This window comes from Micromonospora sp. RTBAU3-60, from assembly GCF_054963695.1.
In genome coordinates, this window is record NZ_JBUEGB010000008.1 from 167,658 (window position 1) to 180,918 (window position 13,261).

General features: G+C 72.7%; 13 protein-coding genes. 6 read left to right on the top strand and 7 right to left on the bottom strand.

Annotation, left to right across the window (positions count from 1 at the left end; translation table 11 throughout):
* Positions 1 to 32 precede the first annotated feature (32 nt).
* Together leuE and ACY34I_RS11020 are read right to left on the bottom strand one after the other, a co-directional pair.
* Positions 33 to 701, bottom strand: a complete 669-nt coding sequence (leuE, locus tag ACY34I_RS11015) for a leucine efflux protein LeuE (RefSeq protein WP_462754546.1) — start codon at positions 699 to 701, stop codon at positions 33 to 35.
* Entirely contained in the window at positions 698 to 1,945 is a 1,248-nt protein-coding gene (locus tag ACY34I_RS11020) for a bifunctional pyridoxamine 5'-phosphate oxidase family protein/GNAT family N-acetyltransferase (RefSeq protein ID WP_462754548.1), read from the bottom strand. The genes leuE and ACY34I_RS11020 overlap by 4 nt, the downstream gene beginning before the upstream one ends.
* Positions 1,946 to 1,984: 39 nt before the next feature.
* Between ACY34I_RS11020 and ACY34I_RS11025 the strand changes: the two genes are divergently transcribed.
* Positions 1,985 to 3,325 (top strand): aminotransferase class I/II-fold pyridoxal phosphate-dependent enzyme, encoded by a 1,341-nt coding sequence (locus ACY34I_RS11025; protein ID WP_462754549.1) that lies wholly within the window; start codon positions 1,985 to 1,987, stop codon positions 3,323 to 3,325.
* Between the two features lie 324 nt (positions 3,326 to 3,649).
* Positions 3,650 to 4,348, top strand: coding sequence for a UdgX family uracil-DNA binding protein (locus ACY34I_RS11030; protein ID WP_462754550.1), 699 nt, complete (start codon positions 3,650 to 3,652; stop codon positions 4,346 to 4,348).
* A gap of 33 nt (positions 4,349 to 4,381) precedes the next feature.
* Here the strand turns inward: ACY34I_RS11030 and ACY34I_RS11035 are convergent, their stop codons facing one another.
* From ACY34I_RS11035 to ACY34I_RS11055, 5 genes are read right to left on the bottom strand one after another with little or no spacing between them, the layout of a single operon-like run.
* Positions 4,382 to 5,035 (bottom strand): 4a-hydroxytetrahydrobiopterin dehydratase, encoded by a 654-nt coding sequence (locus ACY34I_RS11035; RefSeq protein WP_462754551.1) that lies wholly within the window; start codon positions 5,033 to 5,035, stop codon positions 4,382 to 4,384.
* 46 nt (positions 5,036 to 5,081) lie between these two features.
* Complete coding sequence (locus tag ACY34I_RS11040; RefSeq protein ID WP_462754552.1) at positions 5,082 to 5,894, bottom strand: ABC transporter permease; 813 nt, start codon at positions 5,892 to 5,894, stop codon at positions 5,082 to 5,084.
* Entirely contained in the window at positions 5,891 to 6,811 is a 921-nt protein-coding gene (locus ACY34I_RS11045) for an ABC transporter permease (RefSeq protein ID WP_462754553.1), read from the bottom strand. Before ACY34I_RS11045 ends, ACY34I_RS11040 begins: the two co-directional genes overlap by 4 nt.
* A gap of 1 nt (position 6,812) precedes the next feature.
* A complete protein-coding gene (locus ACY34I_RS11050; protein WP_462754555.1) occupies positions 6,813 to 8,012 on the bottom strand; it encodes an ABC transporter substrate-binding protein in 1,200 nt (399 codons plus the stop codon).
* Positions 7,999 to 9,081 carry an ABC transporter ATP-binding protein gene (locus ACY34I_RS11055; protein WP_462754557.1) on the bottom strand — a complete coding sequence of 361 codons (1,083 nt, stop codon included), beginning with the start codon at positions 9,079 to 9,081 and terminating at the stop codon, positions 7,999 to 8,001. Before ACY34I_RS11055 ends, ACY34I_RS11050 begins: the two co-directional genes overlap by 14 nt.
* 165 nt (positions 9,082 to 9,246) lie before the next feature.
* On the opposite strand from ACY34I_RS11055, the gene ACY34I_RS11060 reads away from it, so the two are divergent.
* The 4 genes from ACY34I_RS11060 (at position 9,247) to recA (ending at position 13,259) form a co-directional block, all read left to right on the top strand.
* Positions 9,247 to 10,389, top strand: a complete 1,143-nt coding sequence (locus tag ACY34I_RS11060) for an acyl-CoA dehydrogenase family protein (RefSeq protein ID WP_462754558.1) — start codon at positions 9,247 to 9,249, stop codon at positions 10,387 to 10,389.
* Between the two features lie 69 nt (positions 10,390 to 10,458).
* The gene (locus tag ACY34I_RS11065; protein ID WP_462754560.1) at positions 10,459 to 11,823 is read left to right on the top strand and encodes an MFS transporter; all 1,365 of its coding nucleotides are present in this window, start codon (positions 10,459 to 10,461) and stop codon (positions 11,821 to 11,823) included.
* A 3-nt stretch (positions 11,824 to 11,826) separates the two neighbouring features.
* Entirely contained in the window at positions 11,827 to 12,027 is a 201-nt protein-coding gene (locus tag ACY34I_RS11070) for a DUF3046 domain-containing protein (protein ID WP_148795445.1), read from the top strand.
* A 185-nt stretch (positions 12,028 to 12,212) separates the two neighbouring features.
* Positions 12,213 to 13,259: a recombinase RecA gene (gene recA / locus ACY34I_RS11075; RefSeq protein ID WP_073832643.1), complete on the top strand. Its 1,047-nt coding sequence runs from the start codon at positions 12,213 to 12,215 to the stop codon at positions 13,257 to 13,259.
* Positions 13,260 to 13,261: the final 2 nt, after the last annotated feature.

Genomic DNA, 13,261 nt, shown 5'->3' on the forward strand with positions numbered 1-13,261 from the left:
CTATACGCCAGGCGTCAACCGGGGACCCTTCCTTACACCGATGCGGTGGCGAGCTTGATGCTGAAGCCGAGGAAGAGAGCGGCCACGGCGGTGGTGCCGCCGGCGGCCAGCCGCCGGCGCCGCTGGAACTGGGCGGCCAGGAAGGTGCCCGCGAAGATCAGCGCGGTCAGGTAGAGCGCGCTGGTCACCTGGGCGATCAGCCCGAGCAGCACGAACGACAGCGCCGGCCAGGCGTACCCGGGGTCGACGAACTGGATGAAGAAGGAGATGAAGAAGAGGATCGCCTTCGGGTTGAGCAGGCTGATCACCAGCGCCTTCCGGAACGGGCTGCGCAGCGCGGCCGGCTCCGCCGCGTCGATCAGGCGCGGCGTCGCCGGGTCGTTGCGGTCGCGCCAGCGCCGCCAGGCGCCACGCAGCATGGTCAACCCCACGTAACCCAGGTACGCGGCGCCGGCGTACTTGATCACCAGGAAGAGTGGCGGGTACGCCTTGAGCAGCGACGCCACCCCGGCCGCGGAGAGGAACATCAGCACCGAGTCGCCGAGGAACACCCCGCCGGCGGCCCGGTAGCCGGCCCGCACCCCGCGCCGCGCGGCGGTGGAGAGCACGAAGAGCGAGTTCGGCCCGGGGAGCAGCACGATCGCCACGGTCCCCAGCACGTACGTCCAGATGTCGGTGATGCCCAGCACGCCGGACATCATGACGCCACCGGTGCCGCGGGGCGAAGCCTTTCCCGCAGCCTGGCCTGTGCGTTGGGCCACTCCGCGGCGAGCATCGAGTAGAGCGCGGAGTCCCGCCAGGTGCCGTCGGAGCGCCGGCGGTTGGACCGCAGCGTCCCCTCCCGGGTGGCGCCGAGCCGCTCGATGGCCCGCTGCGAGCGCTCGTTGAGGGTGCTGGTCTGCCAGGTGACCCGGATCGCGTCCAGTTCCTCGAAGGCCCGGGTGAGCAGCAGCAGCTTGGCCTCGGTGTTGATCCCGGTGCGCCACCACGGGCGGCCGAGCTGGGTGAAGCCGATCTCCGCCGTGCGCAGGTCCGCGTCCGGGTGGTAGTACGAGGTGGTGCCGACCACCGCCCCGGTGGCGGCGCACCGCTGCACCCAGGGCGTCCGGACGCCCCGCCGGTTCGCGTCCAGCGCGGCGCGGATCTGGCCGGCTGTCTCGTCCACGTTGCGCGGCCGCGGGCTGCCGACGTACCGCCACACCTCCTCGTCGTCGAGGGCGGCGTACAGCTCCTCGGCGTGGGACAGGTCGAGCGGTTCCAGCACCACGTGCTCGCCGCGCAGGACGACCGGCTCCAGCCAGGCCGAGCGGGCCGGCCGCAGGTACGCCGGCACCGGCGCGGTGACCCCGGCGGCCGGCTCGGGCACGCCGGCGGTGAGCCGCAGCGGCACCACCCCGGCCCAGTACGGCAGGTCGAGGTCGGCGGGATCGTCGTTGGCCCCGGCGGCCCGGGCGCGCACCGACACCTCGCGCAGCGGCACGGCCAGCACGGCCGTCTCCGCCAATTCGCGCCGGCTCGGCGGGCGGCTGTCGGTGCTGCGGCCGGTGGCCACCTTCTCCACCAGCGCGGTGAGCACCTCGGCCTTCTCCCGCTCGTCGGTCACCAGGCGGGCGGTGCCGTGCACGACCACGGACCGGTAGTTGGCGCTGTGGTTGAACTGGGACCGGGCGAAGACCAACCCGTCGAGCAGGGTCACCGTGACGCAGACCGGCAGCCCGGCATCACCCCGGGCGGCGAGCAGCGGCCGGCTGCCGGTGGAGCCGTGCAGGTAGAGGGTGTCCCCGACGCGGACGTGCAGGGTGGGCAGCACGCGCGGCTCGCGGTCCACGGTGAACCCGAGCGCGCAGTGGTACGCCTCGTCCAGCACGGCGTGCGCGGCGCCCTCGTCGTAGCTCATCCGGTCCCGCATGCGGGTGGCGGTGGTCCGTTCGGTCGGGGGGTACATGCGGCAGTCCCACCTTTATTCTAGTACAATTCCTAAACTGTGGCAGCACATTATCAGATCACCGGGTCGTCGTCGGCGGCCATTTCGGCCAGCGTGGAAACCGGCATCCGCACCGGCGCCCTGGCCCCGGGCGACACCCTGCCGGCCGTCCGCGCCCTCGCCACCGAGCTGGCGGTCAGCCCGGCCACCGTCGCCAAGGCGTACCAGGAGCTGCGGCAGCGCGGCCTGGTGGTCACCGCCGGCCGGCACGGCACCCGGGTCCGCCCCCGCCCACCCGTCGCCACCCGTCGCGCCGGGATGATGCCGGCGCCGCTGCCCGGTGCCCGCAACCTCTCCGCCGGCCAGCCCGACAACCGGCTGCTGCCGCCGCTCGGCCCGCACCTGGCCGCGCTCGCCGCCGAGCTCGGCCCGCCCAGCGGGTACGCGACCACCGCCGTCCTGCCCGAACTGGCCGCCGCGGCCCGCGAGCGGCTGGCCGCCGACGGGGTGCCGGCCGAGGAGATCACCGTCACCGGAGGCGCACTGGACGGCATCGAGCGGCTGCTCGCCGCCCACCTGCGTCCCGGTGACGCGGTCGCGGTCGAGGACCCGGGCTGGGCCAACCTGCTCGATCTGCTCGCCGCGCTCGGGCTGCGCGCCATCGGGGTGCCCGTTGACGACGACGGCCCCACCGAGCCGGGCGTCCGGGCCGCCCTCGCCGCCGGGGCGCGCGCGCTGATCGTGACCAGCCGCGCCCAGAACCCGACCGGCGCCGCCGTCTCCGCCGATCGGGCCGAGGCCCTGCGTACGCTGCTCGCCGGCCGCGCCGACCTGCTGCTGATCGAGGACGACCACGCCGCCGAGCTGGCCCGCGTACCCCTGCACCCGCTCGCCGGGGCGACCTCGGCGTGGGCCTTCGTCCGGTCGGTGAGCAAGCCCTACGGCCCGGACCTGCGGCTCGCGGTGCTCGCCGGCGACGAGGCCACCGTGGCCCGGGTGGCTGGCCGCGCCCGGGTGGGCGCCGGCTGGGTCTCCACCGTGCTGCAACGCCTCGTCCTGACGCTCTGGCGCGACCCGGGCACGGCGGAGCTGGTGCGGCGGGCGGGGGAGAGCTACGAGCGGCGGCGGGATGGGCTGGTCGACGCGCTGGCCGCGCGGAGGCTGGCCGCCCACGGGCGGACCGGGATCAACGTGTGGGTGCCCGTCCCCGACGAGACCGTGGTGGTCACCGCCCTGCGCGACGCCGGCTGGTCGGTGGCCCCCGGCGCGCTGAACCGGATCGCCGCCGCGCCCGGCGTCCGGATCACCGTCAGCCCCCTCGACGAGACCGACCTCGCGCCGCTGGCCGACGCGGTGGTGCGGGCGGTGCGTCCCGCCGGGCCGGCCCCGTTCACCGCCTGATCCCGGCCGCCGTGGCGGAGCGCCCGGGACAGGACCGCCGGCGCAGCAGCCGCGCCCGGACAAACCCGGCGGCATGGCGCGGCCGCGCATGGGTAAAGCGGCGGGGGCAGGCAAGTGACCACGACGCAGTGAGCCCGGCCGGGAGGTGGGTGACGGTGGCGAACAGGTCCCGGAAGGGCGTCTGGATCGGGGTGGCGGTGCTGGTGATCATCCTGGTGATCATCGCGATCGCGCTGGCCTCGCGCGGTGGCGGCGGCGGAGGGGGCGGCTACTGATGCGGGCGGCATCCGGCGTCGAAGACGAAACCGGTATATAAAGTCGGGCATGGCCGAGACCGAGAGCGCGCCCGGAGCGCAGGAGTTCATCCCGCCGCAGGCGGACACCATCGACCAGCTGCGCGCCGCCGCGGCCGGCTGCCAGGGCTGCGAGCTCTACCGGAACGCGTCCCAGACGGTCTTCGGCCGGGGCGACGAGAGCGCCCGGGTGGTCTTCGTCGGCGAGCAGCCCGGCGACATGGAGGACCAGAAGGGCCTGCCCTTCGTCGGCCCGGCCGGGCGGGTGCTGCGCAGCGCGGTGGACGAGGCCGGCATCGACCCGGGCCACATCTACCTGACCAACGCCGTGAAGCACTTCCGGTTCGAGCTGCGCGGAAAACGGCGGATCCACCAGACGCCGGACCGGGTGCACATCACCGCCTGCCGGCCCTGGCTGGTCGCCGAGTTCGCCCGGCTGCGCCCCGAGGTCGTCGTGGTGCTCGGCGCCACGGCCGCCAAGGCGCTGCTCGGGCCGGCGTTCCGGGTAACGAAGCAGCGCGGGGAGCTGCTGCCCTGGCCGGACGCCGCGCAGCGCCCGCAGGACTTCAAGCGGGTGCCGGTGGACCAGGCCGGCAAGGTGGCCGACGCCCCGGAGGCCCAGCTGCTGGCCACCATCCACCCGTCCGCCGTGCTGCGCGCGGACAACCGGGACGTGGCGTACGAGGGTCTGGTCGCGGACCTGAAGGTGGCCGCCCGCGCCCTGGCGTGAGAGAAGGGGCCTGCTCACCCGCCGGCACGTCTGTCAGTGGCGGCTCTGCCACGTGCACAGGCAGACGCGGTTGCCGTCCGGGTCGGCGAGCACCCAGAAGCTCGGCGCCGCCTCGTCGCTGACCAGCGTGCCGCCGGCGGCCAGCGCGGCCTCGATGCGCGACGGCACCTCCGCCGGGTCCACCCATACGTCCGGGTGCCAGCGCTGCCGGGGCTCCTCGCTGCCCGACCGTTGGAACCACACCGTGGGCAGCGCGCCGGCCCGGTCGTGCAGCTCGTCGCCGAGGCCCGGCCCGGAGCGGTGCGCCACGGCCAGCACCGCCTGCCAGAACGGCAGGACGCCGCCGACGGCCGGGGTGTCCAGGGCGAGTTCGAGCCGCGAGACCCCGGTGTGGCCCAGCGGCACGCCGGCGTCGGCGGCGATCGCGGCGATGGCCCGGGCCAGCCGGACGTCCCGGGCGGTCACCCCGCCGACGTCGTGGGACCAGAGCCGCACGTCGACGTGGGTGTAGCGGAGGTCGAGGTCGGGGTGGTGGTCCATCCGCTCGGCCGCCGCGCCGATGGCGTCGACGACCGCCAGCCCGGTGGCGAAGTTCCCGGTGGCGATCCGGGTCTGCAGACCGCCGAGCAGGTACGTCCACCCGTCCAGTCCCTCGTCGGCGATCTGCTGTCCGGTGAGCGTGGTCATCCCGCCATCCTCGCGTACCGGCCCGGTTCGGAGAAGACGACGGCGGTCAGAGGCGGCCGCCGGTGGCCGTGTCCGAGATCCGCTGGGCGAGGTAGATGGGCACCACCGAGGCGACGATCAGCACGGCGGCGACCACGTTGATGACCGGCGCCTGGTTCGGCCGGAACAGGTTGCTGAAGATCCAGATCGGCAGCGTCTGCACGCCCGGGCCGGCCGTGAACGTGGTGACGATGATCTCGTCGAAGGAGAGCCCGAACGCCAGCAGCGCGCCGGCCAGCAGCGCCGAGCGCAGCACCGGGAAGGTGACGTACCGGAAGGTCTGCCAGCCGTCGGCGCCCAGGTCGGCCGAGGCCTCCTGGAGGTTGCCGCCGGACCGGCGCAGCCGGGCCAGCACGTTGTTGTAGACCACCACGACACAGAACGTTGCGTGCCCGACGATCACCGAGAAGAGGCCCTTGCCGATGCCCAGCGGCGCCAGCACCGAGCGGAACGCGCTGTCCAGGGCGATGCCGGTGACGATGCCGGGCAGTGCGATCGGCAGCACGACCAGCAGCGACACCGCCCCCCGGCCGAAAAAGCGGTACCGCTGCACGGCGAAGGCGACCAGCGAGCCGAGCAGCAGCGCGATCGCGGTGGTGCCCAGCCCCGCCTTGACCGACATCCACAGCGCCTCCCGCGCGCCCGCGTTGTCCCAGGCGCGCACCCACCACTCGGTCGTCCAACGGGCCGGTGGCCAGGCGAAGGTGCGGTCGGCGTTGAAGGAGTTGATCAGCACGACGGCCAGCGGCAGGTAGATGAAGGCCAGGCCGAGCGCCATCGCGCCGCGCAGCAGCCAGCGCGCCGACCGGGAGAGCGTCACAATTCCTCCAGAGCGCCGGAACGCCGCACGGCGACCAGGTAGCCGACCATGATCAGGACCGGGATGGTGGCCAGCGCGGCGGCGAACGGCAGGTTGTTCGCCGCCCCGATGTTGGCGTAGACGAGGTTGCCGATGAGCTGCGTCTTGCCGCCGACGATCTGGACGGTGATGTAGTCGCCCAGCGAGAGCGAGAAGGTGAAGATCGAACCGGCGATCACCGACGGGACGATGACCGGCAGCACCACCTTCCGGAACGTCCGGCCCGCCCGGGCCCCGAGGTCCGCCGACGCCTCCAGCAGCGAGTCGGGCAGGCGCTCCAGGCCCGCGTAGATGGGCAGGATCATGTACGGCAACCACAGGTAGGCCAGCACCAGCACGGTGGCGGTCAGCCCGTACCCCGGCCCGCTGCCGGGACCCCCGAGCAGCCAGTCCACCGGCCCGCCGTTGGCCAGCAGCACCCGCCAGGCGTACGCCTTGACCAGGTAGCTGGCCCAGAGCGGGGTGAGGATGGCGACCACCAGCCAGCGCCGGTACCGGGGGCGGGCGACCTTCGCCATGTAGAAGGCCATCGGCAGGGCGACGAGCGCGTCGAGCACGGTCACCGCCGCGGCCGTGCCGACGCTGCGCAGCGCGACCGTCCGGTACACCTCGTCGGTGGCGATGGTGCGGAAGTTGGCCAGGGTCGGCTGCCGGACGACCTCCCCGGTGAAGCCGTTGACAGTCCACAGTGCCGAGACGAACAGCACGGCCAGCGCGCCCAGATAGGCGACCACCAGCCAGAACAGCGGCGCGGCGAGCAGGGCGGCGAGTCGGACCCCGGCGTGCCGGTGCAGCCAGGCCGAGAGCCGGCGGACCGGTCCGCGGGCGGGGTCCGCCGGAACGGCACCCGCGGACCGGTCGATCGTCGAGGTGGCCACCTCAGCCCTTGACGGTGGTCCAGGCCTGGGTCCAGGCCGCGTAGTCCTTGCAGGTCACGTCCTTGCGCCCGTCGAGGCACTGGGCCACCGGGGTGCTCCAGAACCAGACCTTCTCGAAGTACGCCTCGTCCTCGGCGTGGAACGTCGCGCAGTGGTTCTTGTCGACGGTCTGGGCGCAGGCGAGCTTGTTGGCCGGCGCCTCACCGAACCACTCCGCCACCGCGGCGTTGGCCTTCGGCGAGATGATGTGGTCCATCCACCGGTAGGCGCAGTTCGGGTGCTTCGACTTCGCCGAGACCATCCAGGTGTCGGACCAGCCCGTCGCCCCCTCCTCGGGGAGGATGGCCTCGACCGGCGCCTTGTCGGCCTGCGCCAGGTTGGCGATCACCTGCCAGGTGGTGCCCAGCACCGAGTTGCCGGTCTTGAAGGCCTGCACCTCCTTGGTGTAGTCCGACCAGTACTCGCCGATCGTCTCGTTCTGCTTCTTCAGCAGGTCCACGGCCGCGGTGAACTGCTTGTCGTCCAGCGCGTACGGGTTCTTGATGCCCAGGTCCGGCTGGTGCTTCATCAGGTAGAGCGCCGCGTCCGCGAGGTAGATCGGCGAGTCGTACGCGGTGATCTTTCCTTGGTACGGCGAGTTGGCGTCGAACACCGCCCCCCACGACGTCGGGGCCGGCTTGACCACGTCCGTGCGGTACATCAGCAGGTTGGCGCCGCGCCCGTGCGGGATGCCGTAGGCGACCCCGTCCACGGAGTTCCACTGCTTCAGCTTGAGCCCGTCGAAGACGTCCTTGTAGTTGGTGATCAGGTCGGTGTTGACCGGTGCGACGTCCCCGCCGTAGATCAGCCGGAGCGAGGCGTCGCCCGAGGCCGAGACCACGTCGTACTCCCCGGTCTTCATCAGGGTCACCATCTCGTCGGAGGTGCCGGCGACCTTGACGTTGACCTGGCAGCCGGTCTGCTTCTCGAAGTCGGTGACCCAGTCCACCTTGGGGTCGGTCGAGCCGTCCTCCACGTACCCGGCCCAGGCGACGATGTTGACCTGGCCCTCGCCCGCCCCGAGGCTGCTCAGCTTGGGCACGGACGGGGGCTTGATGCCGCCGGGCCCGGATCCGCCGGCGTTCGTGCCGCCGTCGCCGCACCCGGTCAGGGCGAGCAGGCCGACCGCGGCGAGCGCGGTCACAGTTCTACCGGTACGCATGTGCGCTCTCCTTGTCGCGGGGGGTCGGCACCACGGGGTCGGGTACGGCCACGGCGTGCTCGGTGCGCCAGGCCAGGCGGACCGGGGTGCCGCGCAGTGCCGCCACGTCGGCCGAGGAGGTGGTCAGGTTCTGCTGCATCACGACCAGCCGGGCGCCGGCGTCGAGGTCGACCACGAACCGGGTGGTCGCCCCGGCGTAGACGACCTCGGCGATCCGTCCGGTGGCGGAGGTCTCTTCCGCGCTCGCGGCCGGACCGTCGAGCCGGATCTTCTCCGGGCGGACCGAGAAGGTGCCGTCCCGGCCGAGCACGGCCCGCGCCGCGTCGCCACTGAGCAGGTTGGACGTGCCGACGAAGCCGGCGACGAATGGGGTGGCGGGCCGCTCGTAGACCTCGGCGGGGGTGCCCACCTGGGCGATCCGGCCCTCGGTGAAGACCGCCACCCGGTCGCTCATGGTGAGCGCCTCCTCCTGGTCGTGGGTGACGAAGACGAAGGTGATGCCGACCTCCCGCTGCAGCGCCTTCAACTCGACCTGCATCTGCTCGCGCAGCTTTAGGTCCAGCGCGCCGAGCGGCTCGTCGAGCAGGAGCACCTTCGGCCGGACGACCAGGGCGCGGGCCAGGGCGACCCGCTGGCGCTGCCCGCCGGAGAGCGCGGCCGGTCGCCGGTCGCCCAGCCCGTCCAGCCGTACGTCGCGCAGCGCCTCGTCCGCCCGCGCACGCCGTTCGGCCCGGCCCACCTTCCGTACCCGCAGGCCGTACTCGACGTTCTGCCGCACGGTCAGGTGCGGGAACAGCGCGTAGTCCTGGAAGACGGTGTTGACGTCCCGCTCGAACGGGGCGAGCCGGGTGACGTCGCGTCCACTCAGCAGGACCGTCCCGGCGGTCGGCGGCTCGAACCCGGCGATCATCCGGAGCACGGTGGTCTTGCCCGAGCCGGACGGCCCGAGCATGGCGAAGAACTCGCCGTCGGCGATCTCCAGATCGACGCCGGCCACCGCCTCCACCGCGCCGAACGATTTGCGCAGGCCGCGAAGGGCGACCGCGGGGGTAGCGGGCCCGGCTGACATGGGCGCTCCTCAGTCCTACGGTTAACGTCGCGCGAGCGGACCAAGGTCCACGGAAATCGTGCCGTGAGAATAAAGCTGCGACGGATAGCGTCGTCAAGACCTGGCGGCGGGTTCCGTCCGTCGCCGCCCTTCCCGCCCGGCCGGTCGGCGGGCACACTCATCGCCATGGAGCAGCATCTCTACGAGCCCGTGCACGAGGAGTTCCGGGACCTGTGCCGCGAGTTCCTCGCCCGGGAGGCCGTGCCGTACCACGAGCGTTGGGAGGCCGACGGGATCGTGGACCGGGAGGTGTGGCGCAAGGCCGGCGCCGCCGGGCTGCTCGGCATGGACGTCGGCGAGGAGTACGGCGGCGGCGGGCAGCACGACTTCCGGTTCCACGCGGTCCTCGACGAGGAGATCGTCGCGGCGGGGTGTTCCGGTCTCGGGTTCGGCCTGCACAACGATGTGGTGGCTCCGTACCTGACCGAGCTGACCACCGACGACCAGCGCAAGCGCTGGCTGCCGGGCTTCTGCTCCGGCAACCTGGTCACCGCGATCGCGATGAGCGAGCCGGGGGCGGGTTCGGACCTGGCGGGGGTCCGCACCAGCGCCGTCCGGGACGGCGACACGTACGTCCTCAACGGCCAGAAGACGTTCATCACCAACGGAGAAATGGCCGATCTCGTGGTGGTGGTCGCCAAGACGGCGCCCGACCAGGGCGCGCACGGGGTGAGCCTGATCGCGGTGGAGGCCGGCACCCCCGGTTTCAGCCGGGGACGGCGACTGGCCAAGGTGGGCCTGAAGGCCAATGACACCGCCGAACTCTTCTTCGCCGACTGCCGGGTTCCGGTGGAGAACCTGATCGGCACCGAGAACCACGGCTTCTACCACCTGATGGCCAACCTGCCCCGGGAGCGGCTGAGCATCGCCGTCGCGGCGGTGGCGGCGGCCGAGAAACTGCTCGCGCTCACCCTTGACTACGCCCGCTCGCGGGAGGCGTTCGGCCGGCCGATCGGGAAGTTCCAGCACAACCGGTTCCTCCTGGCCGAGCTGGACACCGAGGTCACCATCGCGCGGACCTTCGTCAACCACTGCGTCGCCGAGTTCAACGCCGGCCGGCTGTCGGTGACCGACGCGGCGAAGGCCAAGTGGTGGACCACCGAGCTGCAGAATCGGGTGGCCGACCGCTGCCTGCAGCTGCACGGCGGCTACGGGTTCATGCTGGAGTATCCGGTGGCGAAGGCCTGGCTGGACGGCCGGGTGCAGACCATCTACGGCGGCACCACCGAGATCATGAAGGAGATCATCGGCCGTAGTCTCGGCTTGTAGCGAAACCCGGTGCCGGCGGTCCGGTCGGGTGCGGGAGGATGGGTCACCCCTTACCGAGGAGCACCCGAGATGGCCAGTGACCTGACCGCGCCGGCGCTGGCGCGGCCCGATGTCGCGCCGATCCAGCGGCGCACGCTGCGGCTGCTCTTCGTCACCCAGATCATCGGCGGGATCGGCGTCACCATCGGGGTCGCGGTCGGGGCGCTGCTCGCCGCCCGGATCGCCGGCACCGCCGTGGCGGGCCTGGCGCAGAGCGCGGCCGTGGTCGGTGGGGCCCTGCTCGCCGTCCCGGTGACCCGGATCATGACCGGGCACGGCCGGCGGCCGGGCCTGGTGCTGGCGTACCTGGCCGGGGCGGCCGGAGGTGTGCTGGTGGTGCTCGCCGCGGTCACCCGCTGGGTGCCGCTGCTCTTCCTCGGCATGCTGCTCTTCGGCGGCGGCACCGCGGCCAACCTTCAGGCGCGCTACACGGCGGTGGATCTCGCCGAGCCGGCCCGCCGGGGGCGGCAGCTCTCGTTGATCGTCTGGGCCACCACCATCGGCGCGGTGGCGGCGCCCAACTTCGCCGCGCTCGCCGACCGGACCACCGGCGGGTGGGGACTGCCGCCGCTGGCCGGCCCGTTCGCGTTCAGCGCCGCGGCGTTCGTGCTCACCGCCGGCGTACTGGCGGCTCTGCTGCGGCCCGACCCGCTGCTCACCGCCCGCCGGCTGGCGGCCGCCGACGACCCGGTGGCCGAGGTGGTCGCGGCGCCGGCCCCCGACGGCTCCGGGTCGCCGCGCGGCGTCAGACGCGCCGAGCCGGAGTTGTCGCCGGCCCGGCGCGCCGCGGGCATGCGCGCCGCCTGGCGGGTGGTACGCGAGCGACCCGCCGCCCGCCTGGGCATCGCGGCCGTGGCGATGGGCCACCTGGTGATGGTCGCCGTGATGTCGATGACCCCGGTACGCCTCGGCGAGTTCCACGACGACGCCGACGTGCTGCGGGTGGTCGGCATCGTGCTGAGCCTGCACATCGCCGGCATGTACGCGTTCTCCCCGGTGGTCGGCTGGCTCACCGACCGGCTCGGCCGGCGCGCGGTGATCCTCGGCGGCATCGGGGTGCTGCTCGCCGCCTGCGCGGTCGCCGGCACGGCCGGGCACCACACGCCGGAACTCTCGCTCGGTCTGGCGCTGCTCGGACTGGGCTGGTCGGGCACCATGGTCGCCGGCTCCACGCTGCTGTCCGAGTCGGTGCCCGCCGACGTGCGGCCGAGCGTCCAGGGCCTGTCCGACCTGACCATGGGGCTGGCCGGGGCCGGCGCCGCGGCGCTGAGCGGGTTTGTCGTGCGGGTGGCCGGTTATCCGGCCCTCACCCTGCTCGCGGCGATCGCGACGGTGCCCCTGGTGGCGCTAGCGTTGCGTCCGGTGCCCGTTGCGGCGCCCGACAAGGAGGAGTGACACGTGCGGCTGACCGACTTCTGGGCGCGGCTGGAGGAGGCGTTCGGGCCGGGCTACGCGGCCAGCATCGCCAGCGACCAGGTGCTGCCCCAGCTTGGCGGGCGGACCATCGACCAGGCCCTGGCCGCGGGTGAGGAGACGCACGTGGTGTGGCGGGCGGTGGTCGCCGCCTATCCCGACCGGGTGCCCGCGCGGCTACGCTGAGCAGCCTTTTTCCCGGGTTGGCGTGTCGCTTGCCCAGTCGTACACCTGTTCGGCTATTGTCCACAGCGGGGTGCTCGTCCACAGCTCGCGGCCCGTCGGCTGGTTTTCTGTCGGACCCAGCGCCTAGCGTGTCCCGCGTGACGCGAAGCTCAGGTAAGACGCCGGCGAAGGCAGGGGTGGCAACGATGGCGGCAGGGCCGGACCGGGAGAAGGCACTCGACCTTGCTCTCGCTCAGATCGACAAGCAGTTCGGCAAGGGTTCGGTGATGCGGCTGGGGGAGCGGCCGGTCGTGCAGACCGCTGTGATCCCGACCAGCTCCATCGCGCTCGACGTCGCGCTCGGCGTGGGCGGCCTGCCCCGCGGCCGCGTCATCGAGATCTACGGCCCGGAGTCCAGCGGTAAGACCACGGTGGCCCTGCACGCGGTGGCCAACGCCCAGCGGGCGGGCGGCATCGCCGCCTTCATCGACGCCGAGCACGCGCTCGACCCGGAATACGCGAAGGCCCTCGGCGTCGACACCGACGCCCTGCTGGTCTCCCAGCCCGACACCGGCGAGCAGGCGCTGGAGATCGCGGACATGCTGGTCCGCTCCGGCGCGCTCGACATCATCGTGATCGACTCGGTCGCCGCCCTGGTGCCGCGCGCCGAGATCGAGGGCGAGATGGGCGACAGCCACGTGGGTCTCCAGGCCCGGCTGATGAGCCAGGCGCTCCGCAAGATCACCGGTGTGCTCAACAACACCGGCACCACGGCGATCTTCATCAACCAGCTCCGCGAGAAGATCGGCGTCATGTTCGGCAGCCCGGAGACCACCACCGGTGGCCGGGCGCTGAAGTTCTACGCCTCGGTCCGGCTCGACGTGCGCCGCATCGAGAGCCTCAAGGACGGCACCGACGTGGTCGGCAACCGCACCCGGGTCAAGGTGGTGAAGAACAAGGTCGCCGCGCCGTTCAAGCAGGCCGAGTTCGACATCATGTACGGCAAGGGCATTTCCCGCGAGGGGTCGCTGATCGACGTCGGCGTGGAGCAGGCGATCATCCGCAAGTCCGGCGCCTGGTACACCTACGACGGCGACCAGCTCGGCCAGGGCAAGGAGAAGGCCCGCGAGTTCCTCCGGGAGAACCCGGACGTGGCCGCCGAGATCGAGAAGAAGATCCTGGAGAAGCTCGGCGTCGGAGTCGGCGTGGGCGACGCCGCCGGTGGCCCGGAGCTGCCGCCGGTCGACTTCTGACC

Excerpts from the sequence above, each read along its gene's own strand:
- leuE (WP_462754546.1), bottom strand. The coding sequence starts at position 701 with ATGATGTCCGGCGTGCTGGGCATCACCGACATCTGGACGTACGTGCTG.
- ACY34I_RS11020 (WP_462754548.1), bottom strand. The coding sequence starts at position 1,945 with ATGTACCCCCCGACCGAACGGACCACCGCCACCCGCATGCGGGACCGG.
- ACY34I_RS11030 (WP_462754550.1), top strand. The coding sequence starts at position 3,650 with ATGGCCGAGACCGAGAGCGCGCCCGGAGCGCAGGAGTTCATCCCGCCG.
- ACY34I_RS11035 (WP_462754551.1), bottom strand. The coding sequence starts at position 5,035 with ATGACCACGCTCACCGGACAGCAGATCGCCGACGAGGGACTGGACGGG.
- ACY34I_RS11050 (WP_462754555.1), bottom strand. The coding sequence starts at position 8,012 with ATGCGTACCGGTAGAACTGTGACCGCGCTCGCCGCGGTCGGCCTGCTC.
- ACY34I_RS11055 (WP_462754557.1), bottom strand. The coding sequence starts at position 9,081 with ATGTCAGCCGGGCCCGCTACCCCCGCGGTCGCCCTTCGCGGCCTGCGC.
- ACY34I_RS11060 (WP_462754558.1), top strand. The coding sequence starts at position 9,247 with ATGGAGCAGCATCTCTACGAGCCCGTGCACGAGGAGTTCCGGGACCTG.
- ACY34I_RS11065 (WP_462754560.1), top strand. The coding sequence starts at position 10,459 with ATGGCCAGTGACCTGACCGCGCCGGCGCTGGCGCGGCCCGATGTCGCG.
- recA (WP_073832643.1), top strand. The coding sequence starts at position 12,213 with ATGGCGGCAGGGCCGGACCGGGAGAAGGCACTCGACCTTGCTCTCGCT.